This window comes from Pantoea sp. Ep11b (assembly GCF_040783975.1).
In the GTDB taxonomy this organism is placed as follows: Bacteria; Pseudomonadota; Gammaproteobacteria; order Enterobacterales; family Enterobacteriaceae; genus Pantoea.
In genome coordinates, this window is record NZ_CP160631.1 from 2585995 (window position 1) to 2601763 (window position 15769).

18 protein-coding genes are annotated in these 15769 nt (G+C 54.0%); 8 read left to right on the forward strand and 10 right to left on the reverse strand.

Features of this window, described 5'->3' with window-relative positions:
- Position 1: 1 nt before the first annotated feature.
- From AB1748_RS12245 to AB1748_RS12255, 3 genes are all read right to left on the reverse strand, one after another.
- Entirely contained in the window at positions 2 to 232 is a 231-nt protein-coding gene (locus AB1748_RS12245) for a DUF1272 domain-containing protein (protein ID WP_111138845.1), read from the reverse strand.
- Between the two features lie 107 nt (positions 233 to 339).
- The gene (locus AB1748_RS12250; RefSeq protein ID WP_367395549.1) at positions 340 to 1755 is read right to left on the reverse strand and encodes an MFS transporter; all 1416 of its coding nucleotides are present in this window, start codon (positions 1753 to 1755) and stop codon (positions 340 to 342) included.
- A 134-nt stretch (positions 1756 to 1889) separates the two neighbouring features.
- The gene (locus AB1748_RS12255) at positions 1890 to 3920 is read right to left on the reverse strand and encodes a choline transporter (RefSeq protein ID WP_111138843.1); all 2031 of its coding nucleotides are present in this window, start codon (positions 3918 to 3920) and stop codon (positions 1890 to 1892) included.
- 255 nt (positions 3921 to 4175) lie between these two features.
- Here AB1748_RS12255 and betI point away from each other — a divergent pair, with 255 nt between their 5' ends.
- The 8 genes from betI (at position 4176) to AB1748_RS12295 (ending at position 11063) form a co-directional block, all read left to right on the forward strand.
- A complete protein-coding gene (gene betI / locus AB1748_RS12260; RefSeq protein ID WP_293771193.1) occupies positions 4176 to 4769 on the forward strand; it encodes a transcriptional regulator BetI in 594 nt (197 codons plus the stop codon).
- A 14-nt stretch (positions 4770 to 4783) separates the two neighbouring features.
- The gene (gene betB / locus AB1748_RS12265; RefSeq protein ID WP_367395550.1) at positions 4784 to 6256 is read left to right on the forward strand and encodes a betaine-aldehyde dehydrogenase; all 1473 of its coding nucleotides are present in this window, start codon (positions 4784 to 4786) and stop codon (positions 6254 to 6256) included.
- Positions 6257 to 6279: 23 nt separating this feature from the next.
- Positions 6280 to 7962: a choline dehydrogenase gene (betA, locus tag AB1748_RS12270; RefSeq protein ID WP_111138840.1), complete on the forward strand. Its 1683-nt coding sequence runs from the start codon at positions 6280 to 6282 to the stop codon at positions 7960 to 7962.
- A 417-nt stretch (positions 7963 to 8379) separates the two neighbouring features.
- The gene (mdtJ, locus tag AB1748_RS12275) at positions 8380 to 8730 is read left to right on the forward strand and encodes a multidrug/spermidine efflux SMR transporter subunit MdtJ (protein WP_367395551.1); all 351 of its coding nucleotides are present in this window, start codon (positions 8380 to 8382) and stop codon (positions 8728 to 8730) included.
- Positions 8717 to 9046: a multidrug/spermidine efflux SMR transporter subunit MdtI gene (gene mdtI / locus AB1748_RS12280; protein ID WP_111138838.1), complete on the forward strand. Its 330-nt coding sequence runs from the start codon at positions 8717 to 8719 to the stop codon at positions 9044 to 9046. The genes mdtJ and mdtI overlap by 14 nt, the downstream gene beginning before the upstream one ends.
- Positions 9047 to 9245: 199 nt before the next feature.
- Positions 9246 to 10388 carry an acyltransferase gene (locus AB1748_RS12285; protein ID WP_288491759.1) on the forward strand — a complete coding sequence of 381 codons (1143 nt, stop codon included), beginning with the start codon at positions 9246 to 9248 and terminating at the stop codon, positions 10386 to 10388.
- 141 nt (positions 10389 to 10529) lie between these two features.
- Positions 10530 to 10790 (forward strand): hypothetical protein, encoded by a 261-nt coding sequence (locus AB1748_RS12290; protein WP_111138836.1) that lies wholly within the window; start codon positions 10530 to 10532, stop codon positions 10788 to 10790.
- An 87-nt stretch (positions 10791 to 10877) separates the two neighbouring features.
- Positions 10878 to 11063: a hypothetical protein gene (locus tag AB1748_RS12295; RefSeq protein WP_111138835.1), complete on the forward strand. Its 186-nt coding sequence runs from the start codon at positions 10878 to 10880 to the stop codon at positions 11061 to 11063.
- 218 nt (positions 11064 to 11281) lie between these two features.
- On the opposite strand, the gene AB1748_RS12300 is transcribed toward AB1748_RS12295, so the two are convergent.
- From AB1748_RS12300 to AB1748_RS12330, 7 genes are all read right to left on the reverse strand, one after another.
- Complete coding sequence (locus AB1748_RS12300) at positions 11282 to 11419, reverse strand: hypothetical protein (RefSeq protein ID WP_199559971.1); 138 nt, start codon at positions 11417 to 11419, stop codon at positions 11282 to 11284.
- A gap of 213 nt (positions 11420 to 11632) precedes the next feature.
- On the reverse strand, positions 11633 to 12655 hold the full coding sequence (gene adhP, locus AB1748_RS12305) for an alcohol dehydrogenase AdhP (protein ID WP_293771268.1): 1023 nt from the start codon (positions 12653 to 12655) through the stop codon (positions 11633 to 11635).
- A 296-nt stretch (positions 12656 to 12951) separates the two neighbouring features.
- Positions 12952 to 13257 (reverse strand): hypothetical protein, encoded by a 306-nt coding sequence (locus AB1748_RS12310; protein WP_146240822.1) that lies wholly within the window; start codon positions 13255 to 13257, stop codon positions 12952 to 12954.
- A 202-nt stretch (positions 13258 to 13459) separates the two neighbouring features.
- Positions 13460 to 13711, reverse strand: coding sequence for a bacteriocin immunity protein (locus tag AB1748_RS12315; RefSeq protein ID WP_111138833.1), 252 nt, complete (start codon positions 13709 to 13711; stop codon positions 13460 to 13462).
- A gap of 247 nt (positions 13712 to 13958) precedes the next feature.
- Positions 13959 to 14588 (reverse strand): hypothetical protein, encoded by a 630-nt coding sequence (locus AB1748_RS12320; protein ID WP_367395552.1) that lies wholly within the window; start codon positions 14586 to 14588, stop codon positions 13959 to 13961.
- Positions 14589 to 14611: 23 nt separating this feature from the next.
- Positions 14612 to 15193: a hypothetical protein gene (locus AB1748_RS12325; protein ID WP_367395553.1), complete on the reverse strand. Its 582-nt coding sequence runs from the start codon at positions 15191 to 15193 to the stop codon at positions 14612 to 14614.
- 133 nt (positions 15194 to 15326) lie between these two features.
- Positions 15327 to 15767 carry a hypothetical protein gene (locus AB1748_RS12330; protein ID WP_111138831.1) on the reverse strand — a complete coding sequence of 147 codons (441 nt, stop codon included), beginning with the start codon at positions 15765 to 15767 and terminating at the stop codon, positions 15327 to 15329.
- Between the last annotated feature and the right edge of the window lie 2 nt (positions 15768 to 15769).

A 15769-nucleotide genomic window follows, 5' to 3' on the forward strand; every position in this document is an offset into this window, starting at 1 on the left:
GTCAGGCTGGGTCGCGGCCCTGTTCACGCGTTTTCGCCGGGAATGCTGCCAGCTTTTCCGCCGGACGCACCGGACGCCGCACCAGCTCGCCGCCACAGTTGGGGCAACGGTGGGCGAGTTGTTCAGCACAGGTCACACAGAAGGTGCATTCAAACGAGCAGATGTGAGCCGCCAGCGAAGATGGCGGCAGATCGCCGTCGCAGCGTTCACAGTTGGGGCGAAGTTCCAGCATACTCTCTCCTGAAAATGTTATATCCGATCCGCAAGGTCAGATGTCTGGTTTAGCGACCGACAGCCTGGGGCGGTCGCCCCGCCGATCAGCGTGCGACCGGACCGCAGCTAGGGGTGTCGCTTCTCCTCGTCTGCGTCCGCAGAGCGAGCCTCGTAATCAACGTTGTCAGCCATCATATCGTTATCAGCCAGGTCATCATCGATAAAGCTACTTCTGGCTAACGCATCATCTGCAACCTCTTCACCGCTCTCCGCTTCCGGCTCCTGGCCCCCCATCGACGCCTGGATCACCTCCTCTTCCAGCGTCGGGATCAGGGCGGCGCCCAGCGGCGAGGTCGCCAGACTGTCCGGCATCACCACGTGAGGCAACGGCACTTCGGTTGTGGGCAGCGGACGTGGCGCTCGGGTGTAGCTCAGCCCGCCAATCACCAGCGCGCAGAGGGCAAAGAAGAGATAGAGCATATTGCTGCCCAGCGGCTGCATCAGCGCGCCGACCAGCAGCGGCCCGATACTGGCCCCGATGCCAAACGCCATCAGCAGGCAGGCGGTTAACGACACGCGCCGTTCGGCGGCCACCTGGTCGTTGGCCAGCGCCACCTGTAACGGATAGAGCGCAAACTGCATCATGCTGGCGGCAAAGGCAATGCCGATCATCCAGTGGAAGGTCAGATGCGGCAGCACCACCAGCGGCACGCAGGCCACCGCAAACAGCACCGCGATCAGGAAGAGCAGCCGCTGACGGTCGAAGCGGTCAGAGAGCCAGCTCAGCGGAAACTGCGACACCAGCCCGGCAAAAATCGTCAGGCTCATGAAATAACCGGTCTGGCTGGTGGTAAAACCTTTGCTGCTGGCATAGACCGGCGCCAGGCCGTAGAAGGCGCCGATCACCATGCCGGTGACCAGCGTGGCGCTCAGCAGCCGGGGAATGGTGCGCAGAAAATAGCCCAGCTCCATCGGCGCTGGCGTCATCGGTCTGACGTGGGTGCGGGTTGTGAGTGCGATGGGCACCAGACAGAGAGCGAAACAGAGCGCGACAATCAGCAGCGTACTGACCCCGAAGCCGGTCTGCAGACTCAGCACCACCTGGCCGCCACTCAGGCCGAGATAGGTGGCGACCATGTATAAGCCAAAAATCATGCCGCGCTGGGAGGATTCCGCCTGGTCGTTGAGCCAGCTCTCCAGCACCATATACTGACACATCATACAGAGGCCGATAATCAGGCGCAGAAAGACCCACAGCAGCACCACGTCCGTCAGCCCGTGACCGATCACCGAGGCCGTGATGATCCCGGCGCAGGCAACATAGGCGCGGATATGGCCCACGCGGGCGATCAGGTTATGGCCGACCTTGCCGCCGATCACCAGCCCGATATAATTCGCCGCAATGATGGCACCAATCATCGCGCCGTTAACCTGCTCGCTGGCCAGCCGCAGCGACACATAGGTGGTCAGCAGACCGGAACCGAGCAGCATCAGCAGCGTGGTGGTGTACAGCGGCAGAAACGTACTGAAAATTTTTCCCATGGGACTCCCTGTCTGCAACGTCTGGCATCGAATCAGTCACGCCTGACTATAGCCGATTCCGGCAGCCGCCGGAGTCAGCCACGGCGTTGCGGCCAAAAAAAAAGCCCGCCAGCGCTAAGCTGACGGGCCTGGGGTCAGGCGCTCGGGAAACTGATGTTACTGCCCGGCGCTTCACGGTTGAGATGGATGAAGTTCAGGTGTCGTTCGTACTGATCGAGAATATCGATGATCACCTGCTCTTTGCTGTAGTCCATCAGGTCGTTGCCCTGACTGCCCTCCAGCAGGAAGGTTTCCAGCCGGTAGTAGGTCGATTTACCGCTGCGGGCGCGATAGGTAAAGCCCGGAATGGAGTACTGCTGCGGCCAGACCTGATAGATAAAGTCCTGCTCCTCGCCCAGATGGACACGCAGATCCAGATAGCCGATCGGGTTAGCCTCATCCGGCGCAACACTCTCCAGCGACACCCGGCCATCACGCAGTTCCAGTTCTTTCGCCACCTCCTGCATCGCCGGGAAGATGGTCTTCTCCATCATCTGCTGAGTGTAGCGCGAGCCAGGGTAGTTCATCAGGCGCGACAGACGTTTCTTCCAGGTCAGACGGTCGGTGGCATGCGCCAGATAAGGCGCGGTGTCACGCGTGGCGCTGGCCCGGCGGTGGTCTTCAATCTTCAGCGATTTAAACAGACCCGCCATCACGAAGAAGATCACAAAGCTGAACGGCAGTCCCATGATAACCGTGGTGTTCTGCAGGGCCGTAATCCCGTTGGTCATCAGCATGCTCAGCGTCAGTACGCCGATCGCCACCGACCAAAAGATACGCAGCCAGTTAGGCGCATCGCTGTTGATGTCTTTAAGCCGCGAGGTGAAGTTACCCAGCACCAGCGAGCCGGAGTCGGCCGAGGTAACGTAGAAAAGCATCCCGGTAATGGTGGCAATTGAGGCGCTGAGTTTAAACGCCGGGTACTGCGCCAGCAGGCTGTAGAAGCCGCGTTCCGCATGCGCCATCACTTCCTGCGCAAAGCCCGCGTTACCGTGGATGATCTGATAGAGCGCCGCGTTACCAAACACCGACAGCCACAGCAGCGTAAAGGTGAACGGAATGATCAGCGTGCCCAGCACAAACTCACGGATGGTACGGCCACGGGAGATACGCGCCAGGAACAGGCCGACGAACGGCGACCAGGCAACCCACCAGGCCCAGAAGAAGAGCGTCCAGCTGTTCATCCACTGCGTTGGCCGGTCGAAGGCAAAGGTGTTCAGCGTCATGCCCATGAAGCGGTTGATGTAATCGCCCACGTTCAGCACCAGCGCATTCAGCAGGAACTCGGTGTTGCCGAAGAAGAGTACAAACAGGATCAGGCCCAGCGCCATGATGACGTTCAGCTCGGAGAGGAAACGGATCCCCTTATCCACGCCCGACGTCACCGAGATGGTGGCGATCACCACGGAAAGCACGATCAGCGCCGTCTGCGCCGTCAGGCCTTCCGGCACATCGAACAGCACTTTCAGGCCGTAGTTAAGCTGCACCACCCCTATCCCTAATGTGGTAGCGATACCGAAGATGGTGCCGATGACCGCCGCGATATCCACCGTGTGGCCGATCGGTCCATAAATGCGTTTACCGAAGATGGGATAGAGCGCCGAACGAATGGTCAGCGGCAGATTATAGCGGTAGCTGAAGTAGCCCAGTGCGATGCCCATCAGGGCATACATCGACCAGCCGGTCAGCCCGTAGTGGAACAGCGTCCAGACCATCGACTGGCGGGCGGCCTCCAGGGTCTGCCCTGCGCCCTCCGGCGGCTGCATGTACTGCGTCACCGGTTCGGCGACCGAGAAGAACATCAGGTCGATGCCGATCCCGGCGGCGAACAGCATCGCCGACCAGCTGAGCACGCTGAATTCGGGTTTGGAGTGCTCCGGTCCGAGCTTGATGGAGCCAAAGCGTGAGCAGGCCATGTAGAGCACGAAGACGATGTAGAGCGTGGCAGCCAGCATGTAATACCAGCCGAAGGTGGCGGAAACCCAGTTGACCGCCTTAAGGATCCAGCTCGCGGCCACTTCACTGTAGAGAATCGTCACGAGTGAAAACGTCAGAATCAATCCGGCAGAGGTATAAAATACAACGGGATTGAGTCTGTCTTTTTCACCGGCAGGTGGATTATTCATCGATTACCTCTGGTTAATGTCCTGAAAATACGCAATGGATACGTTGTGCCGCCCCCGGTTGACGGGCCGTGCGGCTATGTTTCTATCTGTGACTTCCTGTTAAAGCTTGCAGCAAACGAGTCTATTTTAGCACTCAATGCCGTTTCGCTTACGCTACATTTAAAGAACAGCATCCTAACAAGTTTTCTTTTTATATTGAACGTACAATCAAAAAAAGTTTTAATAGGGGCTCGATTTGAGGGTGGAGCGGGAGCTATGCCAAAGGTAGGGATGCAGCCGATACGACGTCGGCAACTGATTGATGCGACCCTGAGCACGATTAATGAAGTCGGGATTAATGATGCCACGATTGCCCAGATCGCCCGTCGGGCGGGCGTCTCAACCGGCATCATCAGTCACTATTTCAAAGACAAGAACGGATTGCTGGAAGCCACGATGCGTGATGTCACGCGTCAGTTGCGGTTAGCGGTACTGGCGCGGCTGCAGCCGCTGGCCAATGCCTCTGCAGAACAGCGGCTGTGTGCCATCGTCGACGGTAACTTTGACGAAACGCAGGTGCACACCGCCGTGATGAAAGCCTGGCTCGACTTCTGGTCGAGCAGTATGCATCAGCCCCAGCTTAACCGCCTTGAGCGGGTCAGCAGCCGGCGGCTCTACTCCACGCTGGTGGTTGAGTTCCGTCGTGAACTGCCGCTGGAAACGGCCCGCCTGGCCGCACATGGTCTGGCCGCCCTGATCGACGGTCTGTGGCTGCGCGCCGCGCTGAGTGGGAAACCCTTCAGCCCGGTTCTCGCCCGTACACTGACCACTCAATTCATCCGTCAGCAACTGGCTGGCGAGCGCGAATAACGGAAGGAGAAAACATGTCCCGATTTACCGAGCAGAAACTCTACATCGATGGCGCTTATGTTGCCGCAGCGTCTGGCGAAACGTTCCAGACGATTAACCCGGTCAACGGCGACGTACTGGCAGAGGTTCATGCCGCCGGCCAGGAAGATGTCGATCGCGCCGTTGCTGCCGCCAGAAAAGGCCAGAAAGTCTGGGCCGCGATGACCGCGATGGAGCGTTCGCGCATCCTGCGTCGCGCCGTGGACATTCTGCGCGAGCGTAACGACGAGCTGGCCGAGCTGGAGATGCTCGACACCGGTAAGCCTTTCAGCGAAACCGCCAGCGTGGATATCGTGACCGGCGCAGACGTGCTGGAGTATTACGCGGGCCTGGTTCCGGCGCTGGAAGGTCAGCAGATCCCCCTGCGTGATACCTCCTTTGTCTATACCCGTCGCGAGCCGCTGGGCGTGGTCGCCGGGATTGGCGCCTGGAACTACCCGATTCAGATCGCCCTGTGGAAATCTGCGCCTGCGCTGGCCGCCGGTAACGCAATGATCTTCAAACCCAGCGAAGTCACGCCGCTCACTGCCCTGAAACTGGCGGAAATCTACACCGAGGCGGGCCTGCCGGATGGCGTCTTCAACGTCCTGCCGGGCATCGGTTCGGTCACGGGCCAGTTACTGACAGAGCATCCTGGCATCGACAAAGTCTCATTCACCGGCGGCGTCGTCAGCGGTAAAAAAGTCATGGCCAATGCGGCCGGCTCAACGCTGAAAGACGTCACGATGGAGCTGGGCGGCAAATCACCGCTGATCATTTTTGATGATGCCGACCTCGATCTGGCTGCCGACATCGCGATGATGGCGAATTTCTACAGCTCCGGCCAGGTCTGCACCAACGGCACCCGTGTCTTTATTCCGGCCAGACTGCAGGCCGCATTTGAGGCGAAGATCAGCGAACGCGTGGCCCGCATTCAGGCTGGCGATCTGCGCGATCCGGCGACCAACTTCGGCCCGCTGGTCAGCTTCAGCCATCGTGACAACGTGATGCGTTACATCGAATCCGGCATCGCCGAAGGCGCGCGTGTCCTGTGCGGCGGCAAACGTCTGACCGGTGGTGAGTTCGACCAGGGTGCGTGGGTTGCGCCGACCGTCTTCACCGACTGCCGCGATGAGATGAAGATTGTGCGTGAAGAGATCTTCGGACCGGTGATGTCGATCCTGAGCTACGAAAGCGAAGAGGAAGTGATCCGCCGCGCCAACGACACCGAATTCGGTCTGGCTGCGGGTCTGGTGACTCAGGATCTCAACCGGGCGCACCGCGTCATTCATCAGATTGAAGCGGGTATCTGCTGGATCAATACCTGGGGCGAATCCGCGGCAGAGATGCCGGTGGGCGGCTACAAGCACTCCGGTATCGGCCGCGAGAATGGCCTGATGACGCTGCAGAGCTACACCCAGGTCAAGTCAGTTCAGGTTGAGCTGACCCGTTTTCAGTCAGTCTTTTAATCCCTTAACCTGAGGAACGACGAATGGAATATGATTACATCATTATTGGAGCCGGATCCGCAGGAAATGTGCTGGCAACCCGCCTGACCGAAGAGAGCAACGTGAGTGTCCTGTTGCTGGAAGCGGGCGGCCCGGACTACCGTTTTGATTTTCGCACCCAGATGCCTGCGGCCCTGGCCTTCCCGCTTCAGGGAAAACGCTATAACTGGGCCTATGAAACCGAGCCAGAGCCCTACATGAATAACCGCCGCATGGAGTGTGGCCGCGGTAAAGGCCTGGGCGGTTCATCGCTGATTAACGGCATGTGTTACATCCGTGGTAACGCAATGGATCTCGATGGCTGGGCCGAGGCGCCCGGTCTGGAGCACTGGAGCTATCTGGACTGCCTGCCTTACTACCGTAAAGCGGAAACCCGCGATATCGGCCCCAACGATTTCCACGGCGGTGATGGCCCGGTGTGCGTCGCAACCCCGAAAGCGGGCAACAACGTTCTGTTTGAAGCGATGATTGAGGCGGGCGTGCAGGCGGGTTATCCGCGCACGGACGACCTGAACGGCTATCAGCAGGAAGGTTTCGGTCCGATGGACCGCACCGTCACCCCGAACGGTCGCCGCTCCAGTACCGCACGCGGCTATCTCGATATGGCAAAAGGCCGTGCGAACCTGAAGATCGTGACGCACGCCACCACCGACCGCATTGTCTTTGAGGGCAAGCGCGCAGTCGGCGTCGAGTATCTGCAGGGTGACAGCAACACCATTAACAAAGTGACCGCACGACGCGAAGTTCTGCTCTGCGCCGGGGCAATCGCCTCTCCGCAGATCCTGCAACGCTCCGGCGTAGGTTCACCGGAACTGCTGAAGCAGTTCGACATCCCGCTGGTGCACGATCTGCCGGGCGTGGGTGAGAACCTGCAGGACCATCTGGAGATGTATCTGCAGTATGAGTGTAAAGAGCCGGTCTCTCTCTACCCCGCACTGAAGTGGTGGAACCAGCCGAAAATCGGCGCGGAGTGGATGTTCAACGGCACCGGCATCGGTGCCAGCAATCAGTTTGAAGCGGGTGGATTTATCCGCAGCCGCGAAGAGTTCAGCTGGCCGAACATTCAGTATCACTTCCTGCCGGTGGCAATTAACTACAACGGCTCCAATGCCGTTGATGCGCACGGTTTCCAGTGTCACGTCGGTTCAATGCGCTCGCCAAGCCGCGGCCATGTCCGCCTGAAGTCACGCGATCCACGTCGTCATCCGGCGATTCTGTTCAACTACATGTCGCATGAGCAGGACTGGCATGAGTTCCGTGATGCAATTCGTATTACCCGCGAGATCATTAATCAGCCTGCGCTGGATAAGTATCGTGGCCGTGAAATCAGTCCGGGACTGGATTGCCAGACCGATGAGCAGCTGGATGAGTTCGTGCGTAATCACGGCGAAACTGCCTACCACCCGTGCGGCACCTGTAAGATGGGTAACGACCCGATGGCCGTTGTGGATGGCGAAGGCCGTGTACATGGGCTGCAGGGCTTACGCGTGGTGGATGCGTCAATTATGCCGCTGATCATCACCGGAAACCTCAACGCCACGACCATCATGATCGGTGAGAAGATTGCCGATATGATCCGTGGACGTGAGCCGCTGCCACGCAGTACGGCGTCCTACCATGTCGCGGGTGATGCGCCGGTCCGCACTGCCCCACAGCGCGCCAGCTAAAGCGTTACGGCGTCACTTAATGACTGCCGGGCACCTTTGCCCGGCATTTTTTTACCTTTAAACAAATCTTTCACCACCCCTTCCATCCATAGCGTATCTGACCCTGATCGGCGTCAAATAAAGCTTTTTATTACGTTGCTACCGACATCAACAGAATGATATAAATTCGCCACCTGTTTAACCGGAGGCCCTCTTCGTCCACTGATGAGAAGCAACAACGTGGATGCGTCGTGAATGTTATGCGTGAAATGTTCAACTCACCGATCCTGATCTCCCCTGCCCGCCTTTCTGGCTGGAATGCTGCCGAGCAGCACTGGCGCAACGCCCTTTAGTTCCTCTCTGCTTCGACAAATTTCTGCGCCTGTCTGCACCCTGAGCGGTGTCGCGGGTTGTGTTTATCGTTGCCGGAGAGCTTTTATGCACGCCTGGATTTTACTGTCACTCGCTATTGTCACCGAAATAATGGGCACCCTGTTGATGAAATGGTCCAGCCTCAACGGCAGCCATATGGGGTACCTGATGATGCTGGGCCTGATCGCCTGTTCCTATATTCTGCTGAGTTTTGCTATTAAACGTATCGCCTTGGGGGTCGCCTATGCCCTGTGGGAAGGGATTGGCATCCTGCTGATTACCCTCTTCAGCATGCTGCTGTTTGAGGAGTCGCTGTCACTCCTGAAGGTCTGCGGACTGATGACCCTGACTGGCGGCATCATCCTGATCAAGACCGGCACCTGTTCATTAGCGGGGGTGAAGCATGAACCTCGCTGATTTCAGCCATGTGGGCTGGCTGGCGCTGGCGATTGTGCTGGAGATCACCGCCAATATATTCCTTAAATATTCTGATGGATTTAAGAAACCCCTGCATGGCCTGCTGTCGCTCTGCTGTGTCCTGCTGGCATTCAGTGCGCTCGCTCAGGCGGTAAAAGGCATCGATCTGTCGATCGCCTACGCTGTCTGGGGCGCTTTCGGAATTATCGCTACGGTCGGGGCGGGCTGGATATTGTTTAATCAGCGGCTGAACCCAAAAGGCTGGGCGGGCCTGACCCTGCTGCTGGCCGGAATGCTCCTGCTGAAGCTGGCCTGATCGGGGTTTTCAGTCATTTAATCTGCTTAAGGATGTGCCTCTGCGCATCCTTATCTTCCTGTGCTTTTTTCATGCCGTTACGGTTGATTTCACCACCGATCCGTGGTCGGAATTTTCTCACTTTTGTAAAGGGCCGTTTACATAACTCCCGCCTTAGGGCTTAGTGAGCGCCAGAAACGGAATGACACGAGGAAGAATTATGTCTGCCACACGCGGCTGGTCCACCGAGCTGGAGGGATTGCGCGGCCTTGCCTCTCTCTGGGTGCTGGTTGGCCACATCAGCTTACTGATCCATTGCCATATCACGCTTATTTCATCGCCTGGCATCGGGGTCGATCTGTTTATTCTGCTGTCAGGCTATCTGATGGCAAAAAACTACGTTGAGCGCCAGCAGAAAGAGCCGTGGCAGCGTGCAGAGACCATCAAAACGTTCTGGATCCGCCGCTTCTTTCGCATCGCCCCGCTCTACTATCTGCTGTTAATCATCGCCCTGATTTACGGCCCGTGGTTCGGTGAAATGCGCGACACCATTGCTCATTTTTATTCCGGCACCGCGACAGAATCCTCGCGTTACAGCGACCAGTCGCTGGCGAATATCCTGACCCACTTCAGTTTCCTGTTCGGCCTGCTGCCGGAATATGGCTTTAACACCGTGCTGCCTGACTGGAGTATAGGACTGGAGATGCAGTTCTACCTGCTGTTCCCCTTTATCATGCTGCTTACGCTGCGCCTGGGCTATGCGGCCTCACTGACTGGCATCATGGCACTCTGCTGCGCCGGGCGTTATCTGCTGGCGGAGTATTATGAGGCGTTCGAGATGCCCTCAATGATCCTGATAAAGCTGCACATGTTCCTGGCCGGTATGCTGCTGGCGGAAGCCGTCCGCCGGAAATCTTTGCTCTACGTCGCCTTTGCGCTGCTCGGTCCGGTCGCCAGCGTGGCAATGGGGATGGGTGTGATCAAACTGCAGGTGATTATGGAAGCGCTGATGATTGTGGGGATGGCGGCGATTTTGTGGCAATACCCGCAGGGCAGCCTGAGGGCAACGCTTATCGCCCTGCCGCGCAAGCTGCTGAACAACCGCCTCAGCACCTGGCTGGGCGACGTGTCGTTCTCGGTCTATCTGCTGCACCTGCTGATTGTTATCCCGATGATTGCGCAGTTGCTCAACCACACGGACATTGAGTTTAAGAGTGATATGACGCGCTTCCTGATTGTCTGCGTTTGCGCGATTCCGCTGACCTATGCGCTGGCCTCGCTGCTCTATAAGTATGTCGAGAAGCCGGGTATCCGGATGGGCAAGCGCGTGCTGAAGCCGAAACTGGCTGAGCAGGCGCAGTGAGTAAGCTGGCTCTTCTTAACCAAGCCCCAGACGGGGCTTTTTTTACGGCCCCTGTTTATCAATTCCTCTGCACAGAAACCCGCATGCCCGCTGGGGTGAACTACACTTTCCCGGTTAGCAATCTGACCCAGAGGAGAGAACATGAGCATTCAGCATCTGCTGTTGTCGAATGACGGTGGCGCGGTGATCGTTGACGCAGAACAACTTGAAAGTGAACTGGTGATTCCGCCCCACCTGCAGACCCTGGGTGGCGGGGAGGCCGACAGCAACACCGGTCATCGTGTGGCGGTCACGAAGCACTACTGTAAAGGACGATACTATGCCGTTGCCCTCGATCGCCACGCGGCCAGCAATGAAATCGATGATGTGATCGATCTGCTGCACCCTGCCCCGCTGGATTAGCCTTCATCAGGCAGACATCGTGCCGTTTTTGCTGCCATCCGGCGAAAGCCGGAATGGGGCTTACCTGTTCAGAAAAGGATAAATAGTATGGAAAAGAAAAAATGGTTTGTTTCCTACGTGATTAAGCCCGAAGGCGAAAACCATGTTACCACGCACGCTTTTATAGAAGGCGACAATGTCGAAGAGGCGCTGGAAGCCTTTATGTTTGAGACGAAAAAGAGCCTGTCTCTGGATACTGAAGAGCTGACACTCCTTTCGGTCAGTCTGGTGTAGATACGTTGTAACCTCGCGATGGCGGGGTTTTTATTTTTCAGCGGCAGGAACAAAAAGATTCAGCTCTTTGCGCCCATACGATAGTTCATGCATATCGCTGAATCTGAAAGCTATGCTGCAGTTCAGACCTCATTTTTCCTGCGGTGAAAACTTGCCGTCAGGGGCAAAAATATTTATCAGAATTATGTTTACGTCGTTTTCCCTGGTGCTGCATTCAGTTACTTAGTGGGATAAGGCCAGGCGTGATCCATCCCGGTCGATGACATCAGACCGGTTACCGCCAGGTACGCCAGCAATAGTACAAACAGCACAATTGCCGCCATTTCAATGGATTTGAAAAAATGGTGCTTCGCCATAAATAACCCTCCTTCAGATGTGTGTAATCAGACTTCCACCTTTAAATTAGAATGTTACCGGTAAAGTTCAAGTAAAAATCACATCATGAAACATAAAGCAGATCTTATTAATGCTTCTGCGTAATGATTTTCAGCGCGTCAGGAATAGCGGACCTGACGAATCAGGCACAAAAAAGCCCGCACCAGGCGGGCATCTGCTTTTAACCGGGGGCCTTATTCCGTCGTCTGGCCGCTAAAATCGATCACCATCCTGCCGCGGATTTTTCCCTGAACCATCTCATCGAAGATGGCATTAACCTCGCCAATCTTCCTTTTTGTTACTTTCGGCACCACTTTGCCTTCTGCGGCAAACTGGAATGCTTCAGCCAGATCGTTACGCGTGCCGACCAGCGATCCCACCACCTGAATTCCGTCGAGGACCAGACGCGGGATATTCAGGCTCATCGCTTCCGGTGGCAGCCCGACGGCGACGACCCGTCCGCCGGCCCTGACGGCATCCACCGCCGAGTTAAAGGCCGCTTTTGCTACGGCCGTGACCACAGCCGCATGCGCCCCACCTGTTTTCTCCTGAATGAAGCGTGCCGCGTCTTCGCTGGCCGAATTAACCACCAGATCGGCACCCATCTCTTTCGCCAGAGCCAACTGCCCGTCACTGACGTCAACCGCAATAACCTTCGCGTTGAAGACGTTTTTTGCATACTGCAGAGCAAGGTTTCCCAGTCCGCCCAGGCCATAAATAGCCAGCCACTGACCCGGTTTTACCTCAGAGACCTTCACCGCCTTATAAGTGGTGACCCCGGCACAGGTCACGCTGCTGGCAGCGTAGGGATCAAGACCTTCTGGCACTTTGACCGAGTAATCGGCCACCACGATGCACTCTTCCGCCATGCCGCCATCCACCGTATAACCGGCATTGACGACTTCACGGCAGAGCGTTTCATTACCGGAGTTGCAATATTCGCAGTGTCCGCAGCCTTTGAAGAACCAGGCGACGCTGGCCCGATCGCCCGGCTTTAACGAGGTAACATCGGGGGCAACCTCTTCCACAATACCGATCCCTTCATGACCCAGCGTCACGCCGGTCTTATCACCGAAATCACCGTTCTTCACGTGTAAATCGGTGTGGCATACGCCGCAGCATTCCATCCTGAGCCGGGCTTCACCGGTTTTGAGAGGGCGCAGCGTCTTCTCAACCACTTCAACCTGATGTTCACTGGTAGCAATTGCTGCTTTCATAAACGTTCCTCCATTTGATTGGGCATTCAGAATAAGCCAAACGGAGATGATGACAAGATGACGGATAAGCTTCAGATGCGAGACTGGCGACGTTGTTTTTTACTTTTGCGAGCGGGGTCGGCTTTCAGGGGTGAATTAATAAAGTGACACTTTACGAAGGCGAAACAGGATAAAGCGGGAAACAACTATCTGCCTGGTAAGAATACTGTTAACAGTGAAAATCGTGTGGCTTGATTTAAACAGTGAAAAAAGGGGCAATAAAATGCCCCTGTCGCCGGATGAGAATGGATGGCAGATTAAGGCTGCCAGCGATGGATGCCACCATCAGAAGGTGGTCCCATATGCTGAGCGGCACTGCCCGGTGCCGGCGGTGGTCCCATGTGCTGAGAAGCACTGTCCGGTGCTGGCGGTGGCCCCATGTGCTGTGAAGCAACATTGACAGGGGACGCCGGGCCATACTCATTCCAGCTCTGCGCAGAATGATGGTGATGATGCCAGCCAGACGCCGGACCATAGTGACCCGGTTCGGCCATAACGCAACCTGACATTGAGACACTGCCCAATGCGACAATCAGACACGGAATAATTTTTTTCAAGAACATAACCTATCCTGATTTAATATGACCCCGTCAGGTTACGACTGCCTTTTTATACGGTGAGTAAACGTCTCAGCTCGTCCGGGGCCTCTTGCGAAGTAGATTGATCTGGGTCAAATTTGGGAGTCTTCTATCGCATATCGATTTAAGGTTTGTCTGATGCGGCTTACTCAGCGTGTGCTAATGAGTGGCAATCAAATCAGAGGCTTTATGATTTGAAGCCCTTTTTGTTATTAGCTTTACGCCATACTTTTACAGCACTGACAATTTTATCGGGTGTTGCGTCTTCATCTTCGCAATAAAAGATGAGGTCAGAACCATCAGGATGTTCACTCACTGAGATGAAATTTTCCAGCAGCGTGTTCTGATAAGCTTCTCCACCCTTTGCGCTACAGATTTCACTGACAAGCCGGGTGAACTCTGCTTCTGTATATTCCTGAAGCTTGAACTTTAATTTCATTTCATTTCAACCTCTGCTTCATTTGGTGTGCTTCTGTCTGATGCCTGAGTGGTGATACTGAGGACAACAGGATGTACATTAACTCGTTTATTTATAAATAGGTCATTGATGTCAAACGCCAGCAAAAAAAGACCGAACACTAACAACAAACATCAAAAAATCAATTAGTTGTTTAGGGATATGGCAATAAAGTGGCGATTGCGGATTTCACTTAACTAGCCTGCTAGCACGCCATATCCACTTGGCGTTATATCACTCTATGTCGTTTGATGAGTTTCGCAGATTCAATCAGCCTCATAGCAGCAGAGAGATTAGTAAATGCCAAAAATGCCCCTGCAAATAGAGTGTACAATGTTAGACCAATTTTAGCTAAGGCAGATAAATGACTTATCTTTTCCAGAAATACAGTTGGCAAAAATGCACCGCTAAATATAGGCATCAACAATATAATCGCGCCAAGTGCATATAGTAATATTCTAAAGCAAAAAATAAATGAAAAATAAATCATATTGCCATGTCTTTTCTTCTTCCAAAAGAAAGAAAGCGGTTCAGTGTTAATATTCAACAACCCGCGACATTTAACAAAAAGATCAATATCCTTGGTTGGATTTTCACTCTTAACCAAAGCTTTTCGTTGAGTTAAATTTAAAAAGCTTTCTTTTGTAATCGCAGCATAACCATACTCCACGGCTAAGCGCTTAAGATCTTCATCCTCAGTAATTTTATAAAGATCATAGCTCAATTTACTTAACTTCTCTCTTTCCTCAAAAATTCTTTTCTTAGTTAGGAATAAGTCTTTACATGCAGTAAAAACTGCTACCAAAGCGAGAATAATTGGCAATGCGATTTTGACAAATGTTTCAATTATTTCTGACATAATACATCTCCTTGTTTTGAATATTATCTTGCTTCCATCAATCCAACCCACTCGTTTGGATCTATAGCTTCGCCTGTTTCTCGAATGATGATTTCACCTTCGACCCTGTCGAGCCTGAATGTCTTGAATTTACGTGAAAGATGACAATAACCTTCTAAATACTCACCATCAAAGCTTTTAACATCGACGTCTCGAAAACTGCTTTCGCCTTTACTATTTACATATGAAAAAGCGACGTTTTTGATTTCTGCATCTTTGCCTTTTGCATGGTTAACAGAGCGATACTTGCCTGGCTCACTCTTTTTACTGGGTAAATCAAAATCTCTTACAGCATCAGCATGACCGCTTAGTATATCTTTGTTATTCTTAGGTGCTTTATAATTTCGATTGCCATACCAAACAACAAATGTACCGACCATCATCATAATTATCGCGATCGGAACTGAATCAGATGGCGAAACTGCCAGACCGGCAGCTGTTAAGAAATACCATGAAGAAAAAACAGATTTACCAACTTTCTTACCAACACTTTGTTGCTTGATACAAATGCTGCGAATGGACCAGATTGCTAAAAGAAAACCCAAAATTGCAAAAATCATATCCATGATTGATCCCAAGTTAAAATTTACAATCCATCGTTAAAACCACCTGCGCCAGATATTGCCTGGCCTGAAAAGCCCTGATTAAAAATCCCGGTTACAACGGAGGTTTAGATGGAATTTTTTAATACAGGCATGTCTAATTCTGCCATTCAATCATGTCATCAAGCCGCTTCAGAATGTCAGGAAAATAGCTTTCGTTAAGGCTGAAGTCACCTTTAACCTGAACGCTGTCGGCGTGTGGTTCGGGGCGGAGATCAAACTCCACTATAACACCATCTTTACCCGTAACTTTTCTGATAACCATATTGAGTTGGCCGCGTTCGCTGCGAAAATTAAAAGGTTTTAATTCACGCTGCGTGATGATTGCCTGGTAATGTGCGAAAAACTCATCCTTTAAGATCTTTAGCTCCCCGATGGTAAATTCAGTTTGAAACTGCATTTTAAGGCCGCTAACAGAGAATTCAATCCAGGACTGGATCCAGTCCCATAGATGGCCAACCGGGTCAGCCTCATCGTCTGGGATTCTTTCAAAAGGAGAAATCACAAATGTGAAATCTTCATTGCGCAAATCAAACATAC

Excerpts from the sequence above, each read along its gene's own strand:
- AB1748_RS12245 (WP_111138845.1), bottom strand. The coding sequence starts at position 232 with ATGCTGGAACTTCGCCCCAACTGTGAACGCTGCGACGGCGATCTGCCG.
- AB1748_RS12250 (WP_367395549.1), bottom strand. The coding sequence starts at position 1,755 with ATGGGAAAAATTTTCAGTACGTTTCTGCCGCTGTACACCACCACGCTG.
- AB1748_RS12255 (WP_111138843.1), bottom strand. The coding sequence starts at position 3,920 with ATGAATAATCCACCTGCCGGTGAAAAAGACAGACTCAATCCCGTTGTA.
- betI (WP_293771193.1), top strand. The coding sequence starts at position 4,176 with ATGCCAAAGGTAGGGATGCAGCCGATACGACGTCGGCAACTGATTGAT.
- betB (WP_367395550.1), top strand. The coding sequence starts at position 4,784 with ATGTCCCGATTTACCGAGCAGAAACTCTACATCGATGGCGCTTATGTT.
- betA (WP_111138840.1), top strand. The coding sequence starts at position 6,280 with ATGGAATATGATTACATCATTATTGGAGCCGGATCCGCAGGAAATGTG.
- mdtJ (WP_367395551.1), top strand. The coding sequence starts at position 8,380 with ATGCACGCCTGGATTTTACTGTCACTCGCTATTGTCACCGAAATAATG.
- mdtI (WP_111138838.1), top strand. The coding sequence starts at position 8,717 with ATGAACCTCGCTGATTTCAGCCATGTGGGCTGGCTGGCGCTGGCGATT.
- AB1748_RS12285 (WP_288491759.1), top strand. The coding sequence starts at position 9,246 with ATGTCTGCCACACGCGGCTGGTCCACCGAGCTGGAGGGATTGCGCGGC.
- AB1748_RS12290 (WP_111138836.1), top strand. The coding sequence starts at position 10,530 with ATGAGCATTCAGCATCTGCTGTTGTCGAATGACGGTGGCGCGGTGATC.
- AB1748_RS12295 (WP_111138835.1), top strand. The coding sequence starts at position 10,878 with ATGGAAAAGAAAAAATGGTTTGTTTCCTACGTGATTAAGCCCGAAGGC.
- AB1748_RS12300 (WP_199559971.1), bottom strand. The coding sequence starts at position 11,419 with ATGGCGAAGCACCATTTTTTCAAATCCATTGAAATGGCGGCAATTGTG.
- adhP (WP_293771268.1), bottom strand. The coding sequence starts at position 12,655 with ATGAAAGCAGCAATTGCTACCAGTGAACATCAGGTTGAAGTGGTTGAG.
- AB1748_RS12310 (WP_146240822.1), bottom strand. The coding sequence starts at position 13,257 with ATGTTCTTGAAAAAAATTATTCCGTGTCTGATTGTCGCATTGGGCAGT.
- AB1748_RS12315 (WP_111138833.1), bottom strand. The coding sequence starts at position 13,711 with ATGAAATTAAAGTTCAAGCTTCAGGAATATACAGAAGCAGAGTTCACC.
- AB1748_RS12320 (WP_367395552.1), bottom strand. The coding sequence starts at position 14,588 with ATGTCAGAAATAATTGAAACATTTGTCAAAATCGCATTGCCAATTATT.
- AB1748_RS12325 (WP_367395553.1), bottom strand. The coding sequence starts at position 15,193 with ATGGATATGATTTTTGCAATTTTGGGTTTTCTTTTAGCAATCTGGTCC.
- AB1748_RS12330 (WP_111138831.1), bottom strand. The coding sequence starts at position 15,767 with ATGTTTGATTTGCGCAATGAAGATTTCACATTTGTGATTTCTCCTTTT.